The sequence below is a fragment of the Streptomyces sp. NPDC044044 genome (genome assembly GCF_056434405.1).
Map to the genome: position 1 here is coordinate 480,492 of NZ_JBWKFG010000006.1, position 19,724 is coordinate 500,215.

The 19,724-nt window shown below is 69.3% G+C and carries 20 protein-coding genes; 9 read left to right on the forward strand and 11 right to left on the reverse strand.

Translation table 11 applies throughout. The annotated features are described in order from the left end of the window. Positions 1-49: 49 nt before the first annotated feature. The gene (locus tag AC07AG_RS24690) at positions 50-475 is read left to right on the forward strand and encodes a GlcG/HbpS family heme-binding protein (RefSeq protein ID WP_478757698.1); all 426 of its coding nucleotides are present in this window, start codon (positions 50-52) and stop codon (positions 473-475) included. 141 nt (positions 476-616) lie between these two features. Here AC07AG_RS24690 and AC07AG_RS24695 read toward each other — a convergent pair whose 3' ends face one another. Beyond that, positions 617-1,486, reverse strand: coding sequence for a GNAT family N-acetyltransferase (locus tag AC07AG_RS24695; RefSeq protein ID WP_478757700.1), 870 nt, complete (start codon positions 1,484-1,486; stop codon positions 617-619). 5 nt (positions 1,487-1,491) lie between these two features. After that, a complete protein-coding gene (locus AC07AG_RS24700; protein WP_478757701.1) occupies positions 1,492-2,043 on the reverse strand; it encodes a DUF2269 domain-containing protein in 552 nt (183 codons plus the stop codon). A 76-nt stretch (positions 2,044-2,119) separates the two neighbouring features. On the opposite strand from AC07AG_RS24700, the gene AC07AG_RS24705 reads away from it, so the two are divergent. Continuing rightward, positions 2,120-2,752, forward strand: a complete 633-nt coding sequence (locus tag AC07AG_RS24705; RefSeq protein WP_478757703.1) for an HAD family hydrolase — start codon at positions 2,120-2,122, stop codon at positions 2,750-2,752. 398 nt (positions 2,753-3,150) lie between these two features. Beyond that, on the forward strand, positions 3,151-4,773 hold the full coding sequence (locus tag AC07AG_RS24710; protein WP_478757704.1) for a globin domain-containing protein: 1,623 nt from the start codon (positions 3,151-3,153) through the stop codon (positions 4,771-4,773). Here the strand turns inward: AC07AG_RS24710 and AC07AG_RS24715 are convergent. The 5 genes from AC07AG_RS24715 to AC07AG_RS24735 all read right to left on the reverse strand — a co-directional run bounded on the left by AC07AG_RS24715 (position 4,770) and on the right by AC07AG_RS24735 (position 8,591). Beyond that, positions 4,770-5,252 carry an NUDIX domain-containing protein gene (locus AC07AG_RS24715; protein ID WP_478757706.1) on the reverse strand — a complete coding sequence of 161 codons (483 nt, stop codon included), beginning with the start codon at positions 5,250-5,252 and terminating at the stop codon, positions 4,770-4,772. The genes AC07AG_RS24710 and AC07AG_RS24715 overlap by 4 nt on opposite strands. 59 nt (positions 5,253-5,311) lie before the next feature. Beyond that, the gene (locus tag AC07AG_RS24720) at positions 5,312-6,217 is read right to left on the reverse strand and encodes a LysR family transcriptional regulator (protein ID WP_478757708.1); all 906 of its coding nucleotides are present in this window, start codon (positions 6,215-6,217) and stop codon (positions 5,312-5,314) included. A gap of 248 nt (positions 6,218-6,465) precedes the next feature. Continuing rightward, positions 6,466-7,695 carry a cystathionine gamma-lyase gene (locus AC07AG_RS24725; protein ID WP_478757710.1) on the reverse strand — a complete coding sequence of 410 codons (1,230 nt, stop codon included), beginning with the start codon at positions 7,693-7,695 and terminating at the stop codon, positions 6,466-6,468. Further along, the gene (locus tag AC07AG_RS24730) at positions 7,692-8,189 is read right to left on the reverse strand and encodes a low molecular weight protein-tyrosine-phosphatase (protein WP_478757712.1); all 498 of its coding nucleotides are present in this window, start codon (positions 8,187-8,189) and stop codon (positions 7,692-7,694) included. The genes AC07AG_RS24725 and AC07AG_RS24730 overlap by 4 nt, the downstream gene beginning before the upstream one ends. A 21-nt stretch (positions 8,190-8,210) precedes the next feature. After that, a complete protein-coding gene (locus AC07AG_RS24735) occupies positions 8,211-8,591 on the reverse strand; it encodes a phage holin family protein (RefSeq protein WP_478757714.1) in 381 nt (126 codons plus the stop codon). A gap of 71 nt (positions 8,592-8,662) precedes the next feature. On the opposite strand from AC07AG_RS24735, the gene AC07AG_RS24740 reads away from it, so the two are divergent. The 4 genes from AC07AG_RS24740 to AC07AG_RS24755 all read left to right on the forward strand — a co-directional run bounded on the left by AC07AG_RS24740 (position 8,663) and on the right by AC07AG_RS24755 (position 10,918). Further along, positions 8,663-8,980 (forward strand): cupin domain-containing protein, encoded by a 318-nt coding sequence (locus AC07AG_RS24740; protein WP_160506069.1) that lies wholly within the window; start codon positions 8,663-8,665, stop codon positions 8,978-8,980. 159 nt (positions 8,981-9,139) lie between these two features. Beyond that, positions 9,140-9,361, forward strand: a complete 222-nt coding sequence (locus AC07AG_RS24745; RefSeq protein WP_249588932.1) for a DUF5326 family protein — start codon at positions 9,140-9,142, stop codon at positions 9,359-9,361. Between the two features lie 290 nt (positions 9,362-9,651). Then, positions 9,652-10,377, forward strand: coding sequence for an IclR family transcriptional regulator (locus tag AC07AG_RS24750; RefSeq protein ID WP_478757923.1), 726 nt, complete (start codon positions 9,652-9,654; stop codon positions 10,375-10,377). A 103-nt stretch (positions 10,378-10,480) separates the two neighbouring features. Beyond that, on the forward strand, positions 10,481-10,918 hold the full coding sequence (locus AC07AG_RS24755; protein ID WP_249588933.1) for an SsgA family sporulation/cell division regulator: 438 nt from the start codon (positions 10,481-10,483) through the stop codon (positions 10,916-10,918). Positions 10,919-11,003: 85 nt separating this feature from the next. Here AC07AG_RS24755 and AC07AG_RS24760 read toward each other — a convergent pair whose 3' ends face one another. Beyond that, a complete protein-coding gene (locus AC07AG_RS24760; RefSeq protein ID WP_478757717.1) occupies positions 11,004-12,434 on the reverse strand; it encodes a YibE/F family protein in 1,431 nt (476 codons plus the stop codon). Between the two features lie 219 nt (positions 12,435-12,653). Here AC07AG_RS24760 and thiC point away from each other — a divergent pair, with 219 nt between their 5' ends. Then, positions 12,654-14,435 (forward strand): phosphomethylpyrimidine synthase ThiC, encoded by a 1,782-nt coding sequence (thiC, locus tag AC07AG_RS24765; RefSeq protein ID WP_478757718.1) that lies wholly within the window; start codon positions 12,654-12,656, stop codon positions 14,433-14,435. A gap of 95 nt (positions 14,436-14,530) precedes the next feature. Here the strand turns inward: thiC and AC07AG_RS24770 are convergent, their stop codons facing one another. From AC07AG_RS24770 to AC07AG_RS24780, 3 genes are all read right to left on the reverse strand, one after another. Next, a complete protein-coding gene (locus tag AC07AG_RS24770; RefSeq protein ID WP_478757720.1) occupies positions 14,531-15,406 on the reverse strand; it encodes a hypothetical protein in 876 nt (291 codons plus the stop codon). Positions 15,407-15,587: 181 nt separating this feature from the next. After that, positions 15,588-16,694 carry a metallophosphoesterase gene (locus tag AC07AG_RS24775; RefSeq protein WP_478757721.1) on the reverse strand — a complete coding sequence of 369 codons (1,107 nt, stop codon included), beginning with the start codon at positions 16,692-16,694 and terminating at the stop codon, positions 15,588-15,590. 250 nt (positions 16,695-16,944) lie between these two features. Continuing rightward, positions 16,945-18,066: a LacI family DNA-binding transcriptional regulator gene (locus tag AC07AG_RS24780; protein WP_478757723.1), complete on the reverse strand. Its 1,122-nt coding sequence runs from the start codon at positions 18,064-18,066 to the stop codon at positions 16,945-16,947. Between the two features lie 445 nt (positions 18,067-18,511). On the opposite strand from AC07AG_RS24780, the gene hisC reads away from it, so the two are divergent. Beyond that, complete coding sequence (hisC, locus tag AC07AG_RS24785) at positions 18,512-19,591, forward strand: histidinol-phosphate transaminase (RefSeq protein WP_478757725.1); 1,080 nt, start codon at positions 18,512-18,514, stop codon at positions 19,589-19,591. Positions 19,592-19,724: the final 133 nt, after the last annotated feature.

The window sequence follows — 19,724 nt, forward strand, 5'->3', positions numbered from 1 at the left end:
CCCTTCCAGTCCCCCATCAGCACCAGCACCACCGCACAGGAGAAACCCCATGAGCACCACCACCCCCGCCGTCGCCCCGCTGACCACGCAGGACGCCGAAGCACTCATCACCGAGGCCCGCCGCGCCGCTGAGGCAGCCGATGTCACGGTCAGCGTCACCGTCCTCGACGCGGGCGGCCACCTGATCGCCTTCCGGCGCGACGACCGGGCCGTGCTGATCTCCGGTGAGACCAGCACCCGCAAGGCGTACACGGCGCTCCAGCTCAACGCCCCGACCGCCGACCTCGTCGACCTGGTCAAGCCCGACGGGCCCTTCCACACCCTGCCCACCGCCCTCGACCGGCCGCTGCTCTTCATCGCCGGCGGAGTCCCGGTCCACCGCGACGGCCGTCTGATCGGCGCCATCGGCGTCGGCGGCGGGGCACCCGAGCAGGACCACGGGTTCGCCACGGCGGCCGTGGAGGCCCTCGCGTAGTACGACACGGCTCGCGCTTGGTACGACACCGCTGGCACGAGACCGCTGGCTTGTACGACACCGCGTGAGGACATGACGAAGGCCCGCCTTCAAGTACCGGGAACCATCCGGTACTTGAAGGCGGGCCTTTGCGTCGTATGGTCAGCCGGCCGCCACAGTCAGCGGCGCGAAACGGCGGGTCCAGTCGCCGGGCAGCTCCGGGACGCCGTACGTCATCACGGTGTTGAAGGCGAGGGGCGCGAGGCCGCGCTCCTTCACCCAGGCGAGCAGCTCTTCATGGCGTACGTCGATGTCGGTGCGCAGCGGCCGGTCCGAGCCTGCGGCGAGTGAGGCGATCAGGGCCTTCGCCGTCTCGGTGTCCCGGGCGATCAGGGGGCCGATGACATGGGTCTCCATGTTCGGCCACGCACTCGCGTAGCCGGTGATCGTGCCGTCCGCCTCCGCGACCCGCAGTTGGTCGACGAAGGCGGGAAGCCGGGTGAGCACGTGCGTGCGGTCGAGGCCGAAGACCTCGGTGTCGAGACGGACGATCGCGGCCAGGTCCTCCGCGGTCGCCGGCCGGGTGGCGACATCCGGCAGTGGGCCGTCGGCGGTGAACCGGCCGCGGACCATCTCGGCGCGGCCGATGGTCTTGAATCCGAGCTGCTCGTAGAGGGGGCGGCCGTTCGGCGTCGCGTGGAGGGTGAGCGGGGTGGTGCCCGCGCCTTCGACGACGTATCGCATCAGGCGACGGCCGAGGCCCTTGCGGGCGTACCGCTCGGCGATGAGGACCATGCCGATCGCTCCGAGGCCGGGACGCTCCTGTGGTCCGTACTCGGTCACCACGCAGGCGGCGATCAGGCCGTCACCGTCGGGGTCGTCGATGCCGTATCCCGTGCCGGCGGAGAGCAGCAGCCCCCATTTGTGGTCCTCGCGTGGCCAGCCGCGGTCCTGCGACAGGTCGGCGCAGGCGGTGAGATCACGGAGGGTCAGCCGGCGGATGGGCAGTGCGGTGAGGGTAGGTGTCGACACGCGGCTCAGGCTGTCTGACGTACGTCCTTGGCGTCCACCGGTTTGTGGGCAGAAGCACGTCGGTTTTGGCCACGTTGCTTCCGGCCACGGCGGGTCAGGCCCCAGGGCTTGAGGACCGAGATGACCGTCATGAAGAGATAGGCGCTCAGGGAGACGATGGGACCGGCGATCAGGCCGGTCGGATCCGTCACGGGGGAGCCCGCGGACACGGTGGCGACCGTGTCGTTGATGCCCGGACGCAGCGCGAAGGCCGATGCGGCGGTGGTGGCCAGGGTCAGCCAGAACTTCGTGTAGACCCAGCGGTGCCTGGCGAGTCCCCAAGGAGTCCCGAGGGACAGCAGCAGGCCGCTCAGGAGCGTGAGCAGCGCGAGGGGGAGCACCAGCCAGTCCGCGAAGAGCTTCATGGAGCGCGCGGCGGCTTCGGTGACCGGGGCTGAATCCGTGGTGATGGCCGCGACAGCAAGCGCGAGCAGGCCGAGCGTGAGCCCGAGCCAGCCGGCGGCGGCGGTGACATGGACGACGAGGGTGGCCCGGCGAGCGGGGCGGCTTAGTTTCACGTGAAACACGGTGCCGGGAGCTGCGACCGATGGCGTCTTACAGCGGGAGTAACCGTGGGTACTAGCCTCGGCGTACATGGCACGCCTTCACCTCTTCGACCTGGACGGAACGCTGCTGCACGGCACGGCGGCGCCCGTGGAGATCTCGCGCCAGCTCGGCCTCGAAGCAGAGATCGCGGAGCTGGAACGGGACTTCGTGGCCCGGCGGATCGACTCGCCCCAGTACGCGGTGCGTGTGCACGCTCTGTGGGCCGAACTCACGGAAGCGCAGGTCACGGCCGCCTTCGAGGGAGCGCCGTGGCTGATGGGGATCCGGGAAACCTGGGCCGAGATCCGGGAGGGAGGCGACTACTGCGCGGTGATCTCGCTGTCGCCGTCGTTCTTCGTGGAGCGGCTGCTCGGCTGGGGCGCACATGCCGCGTATGGATCGGTTTTCCCCTCTGTGCCGTTCACCGAGCCGGTCAATCCGACGGGCGTTCTCAATGCCGCGGCCAAGGTGAAGATCGCGAACCGGCTCTGTGAAGAGTTCGGGGTGGGGCGATCCGATTGCGTCGCTTATGGCGACTCGTTCTCTGACGTGGACCTGTTCGGAGCGGTGCCTGTTTCGGTCGCTGTCAATGCGGATCAGCGGCTGGTCGGGCTCGCCACCCACTCTTATGTCGGGCGGGATCTGCGTAAGGCGTATGAATTGGTGCGTGCCGCCTGGTAATCGGAGCAATTGACGGGCGCGGGCCGCTGAATTTCCGGTGAAGTACGGCGGGACTTGTGCGCCGGGCGGCTGCCGGTATGGTCGAGTCCGGTTCGGGCCGGGTGCATCTCAGTGCACCCCTGGGGGGCACGGGCGGAGGTCAACGCAGCCTAACGGGGCGAAGAGATCGAATACCTGAACTTTCCGTTATGCGACCGGCGTGACGATGAGGGGTGGGACGCTGCGGTGAGATGACTGCGGGCAATGTCACATTTGCTGCCTACTTGTCCGTAGGGTCCGGCAATCCGAGGTTCAATGTGGCCACATTGGCTGCCGAGGCAGAGCGGGGAACGTACGTAAGCGGCTTCCTACAGGGAAGTGCACGGACCGACTGAGAGATGTTCGAGGCGAGGCACAGCATGGACGCTCCGACCACCACGTCGGCGGGCAACGGCACTTCCGGCGACAGCGGCGGTGGAGGCGGATGGTTCACCCCACGCAAGGCGCCGAAGCCGTCGGAGGGCGGCGAGCCGACACAGCCCGAGGGTGGTGAGCCCGAGGCGGCAGAGGGCCGCCGTGTGTCCGCCATACGCCCGCTGGGCAGGACCGGCACGGCTGCGTCCACGTCCGCTCCGGAGGCCGGGCCCGCGCCTGAATCCGAGCGCACTGCCGACGAGCGAATACCGCCAGCCCGGGACACGCCAGAACCGGCGTCCGCTCCGGCCGCGGCGCAGAGCGCTCCCCACCACGCCCCGGCATCACATCCCGAGCCGCGCCCCGAGCGCGTACCGGAACCACGTCAGCAGCCTCCTCAGGGACAGCCGGGCAGCCCGCATCGCCAAGCTGCCCCGCAGACGCAGACGCAGACGCAGACGCAGACGCAGACGCAGGCACACGCACAGGCGCGGCCCGAACCGAAGCCCGCTCCCCAGGGCTCCCCCGACGCGATCCGCGTCCAGCGCACGATGGCCGAAATAGGCCCCGTCGCCGACAAGGTGACCTCGTACTTCTACGCGCTGCTCTTCACCCGCCACCCCGACCTGCGCCCCCTGTTCCCCGCCGCGATGGACACCCAGCGCGACCGGCTGCTCAAGGCGCTGCTGACCGCGGCGGAGCACATCGACAACACCGACGTACTCACCGCGTACCTGAAGAACCTGGGCCGTGGACACCGCAAGTACGGCACCCGGCCCGAGCACTACCCGGCCGTCGGCGAGTGTCTGATCGGCTCGCTCAGCCGGTACGCGAGCGCGGTCTGGGACGAGGAGACCGAGGCCGCCTGGGTCCGGACGTACACGACGATCTCCCAGATCATGATCGACGCGGCCGCCGCGGATGAATTGCGTGCCCCCGCCTGGTGGTTCGCCGAGGTCGTCTCGCACGACCTCAGGACGCCTGACATCGCTGTCGTCACCGTCCGCCCCGACCAGCCCTATCCCTTCCTCGCAGGCCAGTACACGAGCCTGGAGACGCCCTGGTGGCCGCGGATCTGGCGGCACTACTCGTTCGCGTCGGCGCCGCGCTCCGACGGGCTGCTCTCGTTCCATGTGAAGGCCGTCCCCGCGGGCTGGGTCTCCAACGCACTGGTGCACCATGCGCGGCCGGGTGACGTCCTGCGTCTTGGCGCGCCCGCAGGCTCGATGACCGTCGACCACACCACCGACAGCGGCTTGCTCTGTCTGGGCGGCGGCACCGGTATCGCGCCCATCAAGGCGCTCGTCGAGGACGTCGCCGAGCACGGCGAACGGCGCCCGGTCGAGGTCTTCTACGGCGCCCGTACCGATCACGACCTGTACGACATCGACACGATGCTGCGCCTCCAGCAGACCCACCCGTGGCTCTCGGTCCGCCCGGTCGTCGATGATCACGCCCAGTTCCCGGACGCCGTGCGCGAGTACGGCCCCTGGAACGAGTACGACGCCTACCTCTCGGGCCCTCCCGGCATGATCCGCAGCGGCGTGGACGCGCTGCGGGACGTCGGCATCCCGGCCGGCCGGATCCGCCACGACTCCGTGGAAGAACTGGTCGCCGCGGGCGATTAGCCCAGATCAGGGGCGTGCATCGCGCGTACGCCCTCGATGTTGCCGTCCAGATAGTGCCGCAGCGACAGCGGAACGAGATGGACCGAGGCGATCCCGACCCGGGTGAAGGGCACGTGGACGATCTCGTACTCGCCGCACGGCTCCTCCATCTCGGGGCCGTGCCGCAGTGAGAGGTCCATGGACCCAAGGCGGCAGACGAAGAAGTGCTGGACTTTGACGCCGGTCGCGCCGCCGTCTTCGCCGATGTGCTCGACGGTGTCCACGAAGCAGGGTACGACGTCGGAGATCTTGGCGCCGAGCTCCTCGTGCACCTCACGATGGAGCGCGTCGACGACGGTCGCGTCCTCCGGCTCCACGCCGCCACCGGGGGTGAGCCAGTAGGGATCGACGCCGGGCTTGGTCCGCTTGATCAGGATCAGGTCGTCGCCATCGAGCAGGATGGCGCGTGCGGTGCGCTTGACCACGGGTCGGACGGTCATGGGAGGAATGTGGCCCGGACTGTTCCACGTGAAACATCGTGAACCAGTCGGAGTCCCGCTCAAGCCCAGTCGACGGCAGCACGCAGCAGCCACTCGTGCGCCCGCGCGATGTGCGGCATCGCGAGCGTGCCGGTGCGTACGGCGAGGAAATACGTACGCAGCGGGGGCACCGCAGGATCCAGCAGGGCCACGACCTCGCCACTCTTCAGAGCGGGCGCACAGAGATAGCGCGGCAGCACGGCGAGCCCGGCCCCGGTGGCGACGCAGGCGAGCACCGCCCGGAGGTCCGGCACAATGACGGCGCCCGATGCGGCCGGACGGGTGTCGAAGACGGCGGCCCAGTAACGGGCGACCAGCGGCAGAGACTCGTGCACCTCCACCACCGGCAGGTTCTCGAGCGCGGAGGCGCCCTTGCGGCGCAGCTTGCCGGGGCCGATGCGGGCGGCCAGGGACGGGCCCGCGACCAGGACGTGCTCCTCGTCGCACAGAGGCGTCGCGGTGACCAGCGGGCCGCGCGGCCGGGCCGTGGTGATGGCCAGGTCGTGGTGCCCGGCGGAGAGCCCTTCTACGACCTCCTCCGCGTTGCCGAACGAGGCACGCAGCGCGAAGCCCTGCCCGTCCTGCCCGGTCAGCGTGGTGAGAGCGGGTAACGCGCGGGCCGCGGTGAACTCCAAAGGCCCCGCGAGGTGGAGGGTGCGTACCGAGGAGTCCTCTTCGAGGCCCGTCTCGGCGATCTCCACCAGGGCGTCGAGATGCGGCGCGGCCTTGTGGGCGAGCTCGTCACCGATGGTCGTGGGGGTCACGCCGCGCGCCTGACGCAGGAACAGGGGGCGGCCCAGCTGCCGCTCAAGGGTGCGTATCTGCGACGTCACGGCGGGCTGCGAGAGGCCGAGCAGGGCGGCCGCGCGCGTGAAGGAGCCGGCCCGGTGCACGGTCACAAACGTGCGCAGCAGGGCCAGATCCACGGCGATGCCCTCCCCTCCCGGCCCTCGGGCCGCGCCCAACTATAAATATGTCGATAGGTCTCTGTCGCTACTGTGATTGGACACTGACACAGAGTCAACTAGCCTTGTGCGCGCGGTTCTTCGCGCGCAGAACCGGAACGGTCCGAGCCACGAGGGGGGAGGCTCGGACCGTTCGTTGTGCGTAGCCCGGTACTAGTTGTGCGTGGCCCGGCACTAGCCGGGAGCGGCCCACGCGCACTCGGGGACCGTCAGCCCGCGGACTCGTCCAGCGCGCGCAGCACGTCCGCGACCAGGTCATCGGGGTCCTCGGACCCGGCGGAGAGGCGGATGAAGCCCTCCGCGACGGCGTCCCCGCCCCAGCGCCCACGTCGCTCCGCGGTGGAACGCACGCCGCCGAAGCTCGTCGCGTCGTCCACGAGACGCAGTGCGTCGAGGAACCGGTCGGCACGCTCGCGTGAGGGCAGAGTGAAGGAGACCACGCACCCGAAGCGCCGCATCTGCTGCGAGGCGATCTTGTACGAGGGGTCATCCGGCAGCCCCGGGTAACGGAGCCCGGTCACTTCGTCGCGGCCGCGCAGCGCCTCGGCAAGGGCCAGGGCGTTGGCGTTCTGGCGGTCGGCGCGCAGCTGGAGCGTGGCGAGCGAGCGATGCGCCAGCCAGGCCTCCATCGGACCCGGGATGGCCCCGACGATCTTGCGCCAGCGCCGCACGGCAGCGGTCAACTCGGCATCACGGCAGGCGACGTACCCGAGGAGGATGTCGCCGTGGCCGGTGAGCATCTTGGTGCCGCTGGCCACGGAGAAGTCCGCGCCGAGTTCGAGGGGGCGCTGGCCGAGCGGCGTGGCCAGCGTGTTGTCGACCGCCACCAGGGCTCCACGCGCGTGTGCCGCGTCGGCGAGGCGCCGCACGTCGCACACGTCGAGGCCCGGGTTCGACGGGGTCTCGATCCACAGCAGCTTGGCGCCGTCCAGGACGTCGAGCTGGGCGTCGCCGCCGGTCGGGGCGGTGCGCACCTCGATGCCGTACGCGGTGAGCTGCTCCCTGACCAGGGGCAGCGCCTGATAGCCGTCGTCCGGCAGGACCACGGCGTCACCGGCGCGCAGCTGCGAGAAGAGCACCGCGGAGATGGCGGCCATCCCGGAGGCGAAGACCAGGGTCTCGACGTCGGTGCCGACGGCCCCGTCACTCCCCTTACCCGGGGCCTCACCCGGGGCCTCGACCGGCGCCTCGAGCTCGCCGATGGCCTGCTCGAGAAGGGTCCAGGTCGGGTTGTCGTCGCGTCCGTAGGTGTACGGCCCGGTCGGATCGCCCGGCAGGTGGAAGTGGGCGGCGAACACCGGGCCCGGGAGGGTCGGCTCGTGCTTCACGGGCTCGGGGAGGCCGGCCCGCACCGCTTTCGTGCCGTCGCCCATCCCGGTGCCCGCTCCCGCGCCGGTGCCTGCGCCGTTACCCGCGGATATCGCTGCGGAGTCCGTCATGCCGCCCGCCCTTCCCTTGCTTCGCGTACGGCGTCGAGCAAGCCGTCGCTCGCCGCCTCCACCATTCTCAGGCACGCCTCGAACCCGTCGTCGTCCCCGTAGTACGGATCGGGGACGTCCAGGTCGCTCAGGCCGGCGGCCACCGGGTCGTACGAGCGCAGCAGCCGCACCTTGTCCGCGTCGGCCGGTGTGGGCGCGAGGCGAAGCAGGGCCCGGTGGTGTCCGGAGTCCAGGGCGATCACCAGGTCGAGCCGGGAGAACCAGGAGGCCTGGAAGCGGCGCGCCACGTGGTCGCTCTCATAGCCGGCCGCCGCCAGGACGGAGACGGTGCGCGGATCGGCGCCGTCCCCCTCGTGCCAGCCGTCGGTGCCCGCACTGTCCACCACGACCAGGCCACCGAGTCCGGCCTCGTCGACCCGCGCGCGGAAGACGGACTCGGCCATGGGGGACCGGCAGATGTTGCCGGTGCAGACGAAGCACACGGAGAAGGTCATGGGGCGAGCTCAGTCCTTGTCTCAGTCCTTGTCGTCGGGCAGGACGACGTTCAGTGCCCAGGACACGATCGAGATGATCAGGCCGCCCAGGACGGCGGTCCAGAACCCCTCGACGTGGAAACTCAGGTCGAACTTGTCGGCCAGCCACGAGGTCAGCAGCAGCATCAGGGCGTTGACCACGAGCGTGATCAGGCCGAGCGTCAGGATGAACAGCGGGAAGGTGAGCACCTTCACGATCGGCTTGACCAGGAAGTTCACCAAGCCGAAGAGCAGTGCGACGACGATCAGCGTGAGCGTCTTCTTGCCCGTGCTGTCGCCGGTCAGGGTGATCTTGTCGAGGAGCCACACGGCGACGGCCAGGGCCGCCGCGTTGGCGATCGTCTTGACTACGAAATTCTTCATGTGTCTGATCGTTGCAGACGGACGGCCAGAGCGGTCGGCTCGCGACCTGGGGCAAGGGGCGTACGAGGACGATGAAGGCATTCCGGCTGGATGAACTGGAGACGGAGCGCGCCGCGAACGACGGCGCGTATCTGCAGTTTCTGCGCGAGCGGAACATGTCGGTCGGGCTGTACGCGCTCGATGCCGGGGAGTCGGACCCGCAGCAGCCGCATCAGCAGGACGAGGTGTACATGATCGTCAGCGGCCGGGCGTCGATCACGGTCGGGATGGAGACCACCCAAGTCGCGCGCGGCAGTGTCGTGTACGTGCCGGCCGGGGTCGCCCACAAGTTCCACCACATCAGCGAGGACCTGCGCGTGCTCGTCGTCTTCTCCCCGCCGGAGGGCTGAGGCCGCTACGCCGGAGGGCTGACTTCTCAGGGCTGCGACCTCGGGGTTCCCTAGGGGGCGGATCAGGGGAGGACAAGGGATGCGAGGCCCCCGTCGGGCCCTCCGCCGCCCTAGCATCGAATGCAAGAAGTAGGACGGATGCGGAGAGAGGTAAGGACGATGGCAGCGCAGGAGATCTTCTCGGGATTGCCGTGGTGGGTGAAGTGGATCGCGGTGCCGGTCATCGCCCTGGTCGTGTTCGGCGGTTTGATAGCGAGCGTCGTGGGATTCGTGGTCGGCCTGTTGTTCAAGGCACTGATTTTCGTCGCTCTGGTGGGTGGACTCATCTACGTCGTACGGAAGTTCATATCCGGCTCCACCTCTTCGCGCAGCGATTGGTGACTTCTCGCAACAGTTCGCTCGGGTGGGGGAAGTTTCCTGGTGCGGCGCCTTAGCCCGTCGGCCAACGGTTAGAGTCCGAAAACCGACGCGGGGCGAGCCCCGCGCGCGGGGCTCGCCCCGCGTTCCCACCCGTGTATCCCGGGCACGGGCGGAACCCCCACGCGTTTCGGGAGTGAACCTTGGCCACGGTTGACGCCACACCTGCCGACGTCTCGTCCAACGACCCCTCGTTCGGGGCATCACCCACCGTCACGGCGTCAACTGCCGCCGCGCCGACTCTCATTGGTTCGGTGCAGCGGGCGATGCGGTTGCTGGAAGCCGCCTCCGCACATCAGGAGGGCGCGCCCGCCAAGCAGTTGGCCCGGGAGGCCGGGCTCGCCCTGCCCACGGCGTATCACCTGCTGCGCACGCTGACACACGAGGGCTATCTGCGCCGGGACAAGGGTGTGTTCGTGCTCGGCGAGGCGGCTGAGCGGCTGAGCGCGAGCGGGGCGGAGCAGAATCGTCGCGGCATGATCGGTGAGGCCCTGGAGCACTGGCGTGATGCCATCGGGGTGCCGGTGTACTTCGCCGTCTACCGCGAGGGCGAGATCGAGGTCGTGGCCGTCGCGGACACGCCCGGGAATCCGGCGGTCGAGGAGTGGGCCGACTTCCGCGAGACGGGACACGCCCATGCGATCGGGCAGTGTCTGCTCGCCCAACTCGACGACGAACAGCGCCAGGACCATCTCTCCCGCTATCCGGTGCAGTCGATCACTCGGTACTCGGTCCGTGACGACCGGAGTTTCATGCGCCGCCTGGACGGGATGGGCCGGATGAAGCCCGTGGTGGAGCGGCAGGAGTACGCGTTGGGAACGGTCTGCGCCGCGATTCCGATCACCGCGGGCAACACGGCGGCCACGATGGCGATTTCCGTGCCCGCCTATCAAGCAGATCGGCTACTGCCTGCAGCTGAACGGTTGCAGAATGAACTCGGAAGGCTTCTGGGGACACTTGCCTTCTCTATCAGCATCTGAAAACTCACTCCTTGTGATCTGATGTGTACGTTAAGCAAGATGCCATGAGTGTCAGGGAGTTGGTTCCTGGCCAGTCGAGCTTTAGCGACGGGGTAGGCGGGCGATGCGCGAGTCGGTCCAGGCAGAGGTCATGATGAGCTTCCTCGTTTCCGAGGAGCTGTCGTTTCGCATCCCGGTGGAGCTGCGTTATGAGAGCGGCGATCCCTACGCCGTCCGGCTGACCTTCCACCTCCCCGGGGACGCCCCCGTGACCTGGGCATTCGGCCGTGAGTTGCTGGTCGACGGGGTGGGCGGCGCGTGCGGCGACGGGGATGTGCACATCGCGCCCACCGATCCCGAACTGCTCGACGAGGCGCTCATCAGGCTTCAGGTCGGTGGCGACCAGGCGCTGTTCCGGGTGGGGATCCCGCCGCTGCTCGCCTTCCTGGACCGTACGGACAAGCTGGTTCCACTGGGGCAGGAGCGGGCGCTCGCCGACCTCGAGACGCACCTGGACGAAGCGCTCGACCGGATCCTCGCCGAGGAGCAGAGCGCGGGTTGACCTCTCGTGAGCCGCTGAGCGAAGCCGTACGGCAGATTGGTGCATTTCGCGGCATCGGCGGCTCAGGCCTTGCGGGGGCAGCGGCTCAGGCCTTGCGGCGTCGGCCCTTTCCGCCACGGGTTCCGCCACGGGTCTGCTTGGCGACCGGGGTGGCACCAACACCGGCGCCGACACGAGCACCGGCGCCAGCACCCGTACCCGCGCCTGCACCCGCACTCGCGCCGGGACCCGCGGGGGTCGACCGGTCGGCCGAGACCACCAGGGCCGCGAGCGCGGTCGTCACCGGCACCGAGGCGACCAGGCCGATCGAGCCGACGAGGGTGCGCACGATCTCCTCTGCCACCAGCTCGCTGTTGGCCACCGTGCCCACGCTGCTCTGTGCGATCGAGAAGAGCAGGAGCAGGGGCAGCGCCGCGCCCGCGTAGGCCAGGACCAGGGTGTTGACGACCGAGGCGATGTGGTCGCGGCCGATGCGGATGGCCGCGCCGTACAGACCGCGCCAGCCCATCGTGGGGTTGGCCTGGTGCAGTTCCCAGACGGCGGACGTCTGGGTCACCGTCACGTCGTCGAGCACACCGAGCGAGCCGATGATGACGCCGGCCAGCAGCAGGCCGCTCATGTCGATGCCGGGGTAGAGCCCGTGGATCAGGCCGGTGTTGTCGTCCGTGTTGCCGGTCAGCGAGGCCCAGCCGATGAAGAGCGAGCCGAGCAGCCCGATGAGGAGCAGTGAGATCAGCGTGCCCAGGACGGCGACCGACGTACGCGCCGTGAGGCCGTGGCACAGATAGAGCGCGATCAGCATGATGGCGCTGGCCCCGATGACCGCCACGACCAGCGGATTCGAGCCCTGCAGGATCGCGGGCAGGATGAAGAACGTCAGGACGAGGAAGCTCAACGCCAGGGCGATCAGGGCCATGAGGCCGCGCAGTCGCCCCACCACGACGACGGCGAGCGCGAAGATCCCGGCGAGCAGCGCCATGGGGAACTTCCGGTTCACGTCGGTGACCGAGTACTGCAGCGCCTCGGGGGCCGTGGGCTCATAGGCGACCACCACCTGCTGGCCCTCGCGCAACTGCCGCGGTGAGTCCGGCTGGACGATCTCGGTGAAGGTGCGGCCCTTGTCCTTGCCGCTGGTCACCTCGATCGTCGCCTTCTTGCAGACGCCCTTCGCGCGGTCCTCGGCGGTCTGCCCCTCCGCGGTGGAGGTGTCGCCGTTGGGCGGTGTCTGCGAGGCGTTCACGTCCCTGCAGGGGAGCTTCTGCACCTTCGCCACGTCCGCCGACTGCGTCTGCCGGTCGAAGCCGACGCCCGTGCGCTCATGGGAGGGTGCGCCACCGGGCCAGAACACCGCGAGCCCCACGAGGACCGCCGTGGCGAACGGGATCAGCACGGCGGCGATGACCTTGCGCAGATGCTTGGAGACGGGCGCGGCCGGGCCGTGGCTGTGGGAGTGCCCATGCGGCTCCGGAGGCGCGTTCGGGACGGGCGGCTGGGACGGCGGCTCAGTGGTGGTCACTGCCCGATCATCGCAAGAACGGAGGGGGCCCTCTGTTCAGCGCGCCCGATATGACGCTAGCGTGGAGCCACCTTTGCAATCGCGGGAGCTCGGAGCACCGGGCTGAGAGGGCGCTGACCTCCGTACGAAGCGGCACGAAAAGTGCACAAGCCGTACGGAATTCGCTGCGTCGACCGCCGAACCTGTTACCGGGTAATGCCGGCGTAGGGAGTAGGTCTCATGACCACATCGGACGCACGCACGCCTGCCTCGACGCAGAACCAGAGCGACGAGGCCGGGAAGTCCATCGGCTGGCACAAGGCGTATGTCGAGGGCTCGCGCCCCGACCTGCGGGTGCCGGTCCGCCAGGTGCACCTCACCAACGGCAAGGCCGTGACCCTGTACGACACTTCGGGGCCGTACACCGACGAGTCCATCGACACCGACGTCCGCAGGGGCCTCGCGCCGCTGCGCGAGAACTGGATCATCGCCCGCGGCGACACCGAGGAGTACGTGGGCCGCCCGCCCCGCCCCGAGGACGACGGCATCAAGCACACCTCGCCGCGCGGAGGCCTGAAGAACCTCGACGCGGTCTTCCCCGGCCGCCCGCGCCAGCCGCGCCGGGGCCGCGGTGGCCAGGCGGTGACGCAGCTCGCGTACGCCCGCCGCGGCGAGATCACCCCCGAGATGGAGTTCATCGGGATCCGCGAGAACCTCGACCCCGAGGTCGTGCGCGCGGAGGTCGCCGCGGGCCGCGCGGTCATCCCCGCCAACGTCAACCACCCGGAGATCGAGCCGATGATCATCGGCAAGAAGTTCCTGGTGAAGGTCAACGCCAACATCGGGAACTCCGCGGTCACCTCCTCCATCGAGGAGGAGGTGGACAAGATGACCTGGGCGACCAAGTGGGGCGCCGACACGGTCATGGACCTGTCCACCGGGCGCAACATCCACACCACCCGCGAGTGGGTCCTGCGCAACTCCCCCGTCCCCATCGGGACCGTGCCGCTCTACCAGGCCTTGGAGAAGGTCGACGGCCAGGCCGAGGCGCTGACCTGGGAGATCTACAAGGACACGGTCATCGAGCAGGCCGAGCAGGGCGTGGACTACATGACGGTGCACGCGGGCGTGCGCCTTCCGTACGTCCCGCTGACCGCCAACCGCAAGACCGGCATCGTCTCGCGCGGCGGCTCGATCATGGCGGCCTGGTGTCTGGCGCACCACAAGGAGAGCTTCCTCTACGAGAACTTCGAGGAGCTCTGCGAGATCCTCGCGTCGTACGACGTGACGTACTCGCTCGGCGACGGTCTGCGCCCCGGTTCGATCGCGGACGCCAACGACGAGGCGCAGTTCGCCGAGTTGCGCACCCTGGGCGAGCTCAACACCATCGCCAAGCGGCACAACGTACAGACCATGATCGAGGGCCCGGGACACGTCCCGATGCACAAGATCAAGGAGAACATCGACCTTCAGCAGGAGATCTGCGAGGAGGCGCCGTTCTACACGCTCGGCCCGCTGACCACGGACATCGCGCCCGCGTACGACCACATCACCTCCGGCATCGGCGCCGCGATGATCGGCTGGTGGGGCACGGCGATGCTCTGCTACGTCACGCCCAAGGAGCACCTGGGCCTGCCCAACCGCGACGACGTGAAGACCGGCGTCATCACGTACAAGATCGCGGCCCACGCGGCGGACCTCGCCAAGGGGCACCCGGGCGCGCAGGACTGGGACGACGCGCTCTCGGACGCACGCTTCGAGTTCCGCTGGGAGGACCAGTTCAACCTGGCCCTCGACCCGGTCACGGCACGGGAGTTCCACGACGAGACCCTGCCGGCGGAGCCCGCGAAGACGGCGCACTTCTGCTCGATGTGCGGGCCGAAGTTCTGCTCCATGAAGATCTCGCACGACATCCGGCGTGAGCACGGCGGCACGCAGGACGAGATCGAGGCGGGCATGGACCAGAAGTCCAAGGAGTTCGCGGCAGCCGGAAACCGCGTGTACCTGCCCATCGCCGACTGACCGGCGTTCCGGCGCGGGGCAGCGTTACGGCATGGCTCTTCGGGCGGGCGGTCGCCGCCGTCCGCCCGAAGCCGCGCCGCGCCGTTCCGTGCCCGCTACTCCGGCTTGTGGTCGGGACCGCCGAAGTCCGGGCTCGAGAAGTCCGGGCTTGAGAAGCTCGGGCGCGGTCCCGCCGCCGGGCCGCCTTCCGGGCTGCTGAATCCCGGCCTGTGATAGCCGAGTTGAGGCATGCGGCTGCTCGGGTCCGCCGACGGCGTACGCGCCGCGTGTGCCGTCCCTGGATCCGCGAGCGCCTCCCGCAGGAACGGAAGGAGGCCGCGCTCCAGGAGTGCCTCGCCCCAGGCTTCCCTGGCGCGGACCACCTCCTCGTTCTGATCGCCGTACGAACCGGCGAGGAGCGAGGTGGAGCCGTTGCGCAGGGCCGTCAGGAGCAGGCCGATCGCGGCGATCAGGATGCCCCCTGCGGTGAGCGCGCCGAACAGCCATCCCGCGGTGAGCAGGGTGTCCGCGAAGGCGGGCTCGGGGTTGAGCATCTTCAGGATGTAGCCGACGAGCAGGAAGATCGCGGCGGCCGCCCCGGCGAGGACGGGTGCGAGCACCGCGACGACGGCGATGGCCCCGGCCCCAGAAGCCTGGGCGGTGACCTCCCCCATCGTGGTGGCGAGACCGAGGCCGCCGGAGCCGGCTTCCGCCGGACCCTCGGGACTCCGCTCCCGGATCGATGGTGCGGCAGATCCGCTTTCGCGCAGTTCTTCGCGGACCTTCACATAGTGCGTGTACTCGGTCGTGGCGGCGGCAGTGATCAGCGCAGTGGCGTTCAGTGCCATGGTGCGCAGCTGTTCGGGATTGAGCCGTTCGCCCACTGCGGCGAGATCAGGACGATTCGGTGCGGTGCGCAGCGCCTCATCGAGGATCCGCTCGTACTCGGGGCGGTCCTCATTGAGCAGGTGTGGAGCGCTGTTCATGTGCATCCCCCGATGCTCCGTAGGGCTTGGGGCTCGCATGGCTACGAGCCGTCGGGCAGAAACGGAGGGGAGCCTGCTACGGATAAGCCGATGGTAGAGCCGTGACGGCACGCGGTGACAGGGGGTTTCCAGAAAAAGGCCCCTTGGCCAGCGTGATCGTGTAGGGGTGCACCTGCCCCAGGAACGCTCAGTTATCCAGGGGCAGTTGGCAGACCAGCAGTTTTCCGGCCATGGTCACGCCGCCGTCCATGGCGATGGCCAGTCCGCCTGCGTAGATGTGCGGTCCCTCGATGACGGGTCCGCCTCCGTCCGAGTCATCCTCGGAGCCGACATCGCCGAGCAGATACGGGATGGGGCTGTGGCCATGCACGATGCGGTGGCCGCCGTACATGTCGAGGAGTTCGCGTACGGCAGCCGGGCCCGACTCGTCGCGGAACGCGAAGCGCTTGGTGAACTTCCGGAAGAGGTCCCAGCACTCGTCCGCGTCGTTGCGCGTGAGGGTCTCGCGGACCGTGTCGTTCACGGCTTCGATCGAGTCGCCGTAATCCAGATAGGCGGTCGTGTCCGAGTGCATCAGGAGATGCCCGTCCTCCGACTCGATCGCGTCGAGGCGGGCCATCCACTGCAGATGGTGGTCCTCCAGGCGCTCCATGTCGGTCTTCTGGCCGCCGTTCAGGAGCCAGGCGGCCTGGAACGTGGCCGTGCCCGCGCCCGAGTTGACCGGGGTGTCGCCGAACCGCTTCGCGCCGAGCAGGAGCAGCTCGTGGTTGCCCATCAGGGCCTTGCAGTAGCCGCCCGCGGCCGCCGCCTGCGCGGACAGGCGCATCACGAGGTCGATGACGCCGATGCCGTCCGGGCCGCGGTCGGTGAAGTCGCCGAGGAACCACAGGCGCGCGTTGCCCGCGGACCAGTCGCCTTCGGCGTCGATGAGGCCCTGCTCCTGGAGCGCCCCGAGCAGCTCGTCCAGATAGCCGTGCACATCGCCCACGACGAACAGCGGGCCGTGCTCTTCGGACGCCGGTGCCTGCGGAGGCTCGGGCATGACCTGCACCTCCACTTGCACGGTGTCGCCGCGGTTGATGATGGGCAGGTCGCGCTGGGTGGGGGTGTAGCCCTCGTCCAGCTCCCCGGGGATCACCCCTGGCTCCCCGGGGATCACCCCTGGGGCGCCCGGAGCCGCCACGCCCGCCGGGTCACCCTGGACCGGACCGGTCTCATGGACGTACGCCGGAACGCGGAAGTCGCGCAACGTCGCCGTCCGCACATCGGGTCCCTGACCGGCCCCCTGAGTCATCGACCCCTCCACCACCATTGCGCCGCATTGCACCGAGATCGGACTGCCTGGTCGCAGCGGCCCGCGGTGTCGTCCGCCCATCATAGGAATGCGGCTCGCGCTGTGTGGTGCACCAGGGGTGGTGAATCAGTGCTGAACCCCAGTTCACCGAGGTTTTCTCCCGAATTGGGTAGGGGTTTCCCCACAGATCACGGCCGGGCCGTTCCGGGCAGTGCCGGTTGACGGGGGTTCTCCCCGCCGAGCGGCCCGCTCAACCGGGCTCGGGTGAGCGGGGTGGGCTGACCGTCGTACGCGGTGGACGTCGCTGGGACGAGGTGCGCACGATCAGCTCCGTCGGTATCACCTGCTCGACGGGCCGGCCCGAGTCCAGGCCTTCGATGGCGTCGATCAGGAGCTGGACGACGGCCGTGCCGATGCGCCGCGGTTTGAGCGAGAGCGTGGTGATGGGCGGCTCGGTGGTGGCGTAGACGGTGGACTCGCTGCAGCACACGAGCAGCAGGTCGTCCGGGACGCGCAGTCCGTACCGGCGGGCGGCCGCGAGGAGATCGGTGCCGTTCGGGTCGAAGAGGCCGTACACGGCATCGGGCCGGTCCGGTCTGGCGAGCAGCCGGTCGGCCGCGACCGCGCCGGCACACGGGTCGTGGGCCGGGTAGGACTCATAGACGGGGTCCTGGCCGACGCGCTCGCACCAGCGCAGGTAGGCGGTCGTGGACAGGTGGGTGTACGTGTCCGTGGTGGTCCCGGTGAGCAGCCCGATCCGGCGGGCTCCGGCCGCCGCGAGGTGGTCGAGGATCTCCAGGACCGCCGCCTCGTGGTCGTTGTCGACCCAGGCGGTGACCGGCAGCGACCCGGCAGGACGGCCGTCGGACACCACGGGCAGGCCCTGGCGCACCAGTTCGCTGACGACGGGGTCGTGGTCGGACGGATCGACGACGACGGTGCCGTCGAGCGCGACGTTCGACCACACGTCGACCGGGCTGCGCCGGGAGGTGGCGGGCAGGATGACGAGGGCGTAGCCGCGGGCCAGCGCGGCCGAGGTCGCGGCTCTGGCCATCTCCGCGAAGTACGCGAATTCGGTGAAGGTGAAAGGTTCATCCCCGTACGTCGTCACGGTCAGGCCGATCAGGCCCGACTTGCCGGTACGGAGCGTTCGGGCCGCTGCGGAGGGGCGATAGCCCAGCCGTTCTGCGACCTCGCGGACATGGCGTCGGGTGGCGTCCGGGAGCCGGCCCTTGCCGTTAAGAGCGTCGGAGACAGTCGTGATGGAGACACCGGCGGCGGCGGCGACGTCTCTGATGCCCGCTCGGCTCTGCCGGTTGCCCCGGCGGGCGGTCTCCGCTCGGCTCACCTGGTGGTTCCCTGCTGCTGTCATGGCGAGCCGATAGTAGGGCTCATGGGGGTGGGTAGTGCGGACGCATATTCACTCGTTGACAGGCACGTTTCTGCATGGCCAAAACCGGTCAACGACCTTGGATTGCAAGGGAGTTGGCGGGTATAGGGGTGGACGGTCCCTTGTCGTCGCGCACGGGCCTGCCAAATGAGCGATGTCTCGAAGAGGTCTCAACTCACCTTCACGGGTGATGCGCGCCACGGAGTGAGCCACCGGCGCGCGCCAGGGCGGGGAGCGCTCCCCCCTCCTCGCGCGCCTGCCGGGGGTCTGTCGGGCGTCTGCCGGGGGCCGGCGGGAGCGGGATACCCCCGGCCCGGCGGGAGCGGGATACCTCTGACCCATTCGCAGCGGCGCTGAATCCTCATAAGGTGAGGAGCATTGAAGTCAGGGTGTTCAGGTGTTGCAGGTGTTCAAGAGGAGGACTGCGGTGAGCGAGACGAGCCCGAGGCTGCGTGCCGAGCTGGAGGGTATCCCCACCTACAAGCCGGGGAAGCCCGCCGCGGCCGCCGGCCCGGTGGCCTACAAACTGTCCTCGAACGAGAACCCCTACCCGCCGCTGCCGGGCGTCATGGAGAGCGCGCTCGCCGCCGCGGGTACGTTCAACCGCTACCCGGACATGGCATGCACCGGCCTGATGAGCGAGCTCGCCGACCGCTTCGGGGTGCCGGTGTCGCACGTGGCGACGGGCACCGGTTCCGTCGGTGTCGCGCAGCAGCTGCTCCAGGCCACGTCGGGCCCTGGTGACGAGGTCATCTACGCCTGGCGGTCCTTCGAGGCGTACCCGATCATCACGCAGGTGAGCGGTGCCACATCGGTGAAGGTGCCGCTGACGCCAGGGGACGTGCACGACCTGGACGCGATGGCCGACGCCATCACGGACCGGACGCGGCTGATCTTCGTCTGCAACCCGAACAACCCGACCGGCACGGTGGTGCGCAGGGCCGAGCTGGAACGATTCCTCGACCGGGTGCCGAGCGATGTCCTCGTCGTCCTCGACGAGGCCTACCGCGAGTTCATCCGTGACGCCGAGGTGCCGGACGGCGTCGAGCTCTACCGCGACCGTCCCAATGTCGCCGTGCTGCGCACGTTCTCCAAGGCGTACGGCCTCGCGGGTCTGCGCGTCGGCTTCGCGATCGCCCATGAGCCGGTGGCGGCCGCCCTGCGCAAGACGGCGGTGCCCTTCGGGGTGAGCCAGCTCGCGCAGGACGCGGCGGTGGCGTCGCTGCGGGCCGAGGACGAACTGATGGGCCGCGTCGGCTCGTTGGTCGCCGAGCGCACGCGGGTGGTCGAGACGCTGCGCGGGCAGGGCTGGACGGTGCCGGAGACGCAGGCGAACTTCGTGTGGCTGCGGCTCGGGGAGCGTACGGCCGACTTCGCGGCGGCGTGCGAGAAGGCCGGCGTGGTCGTGCGGCCGTTCGCGGGCGAGGGGATGCGGGCCACGATCGGTGAGACCGAGGCCAACGACATCTTCCTGCAGGCGGCGGAGGCGTTCCGCAAGGAGCTGTAGCCGGGGGGCGGCGGTGTGACGAGGGGCCGGGGACGCTGTCCTCGGCCCCTTCGCTGTGTCCGTGTGACGTTCCCTTCAGTAAGGGGGACCCCCTGTCAACGTCCGGAACCGGTACGACATAATGCTTGTGAAT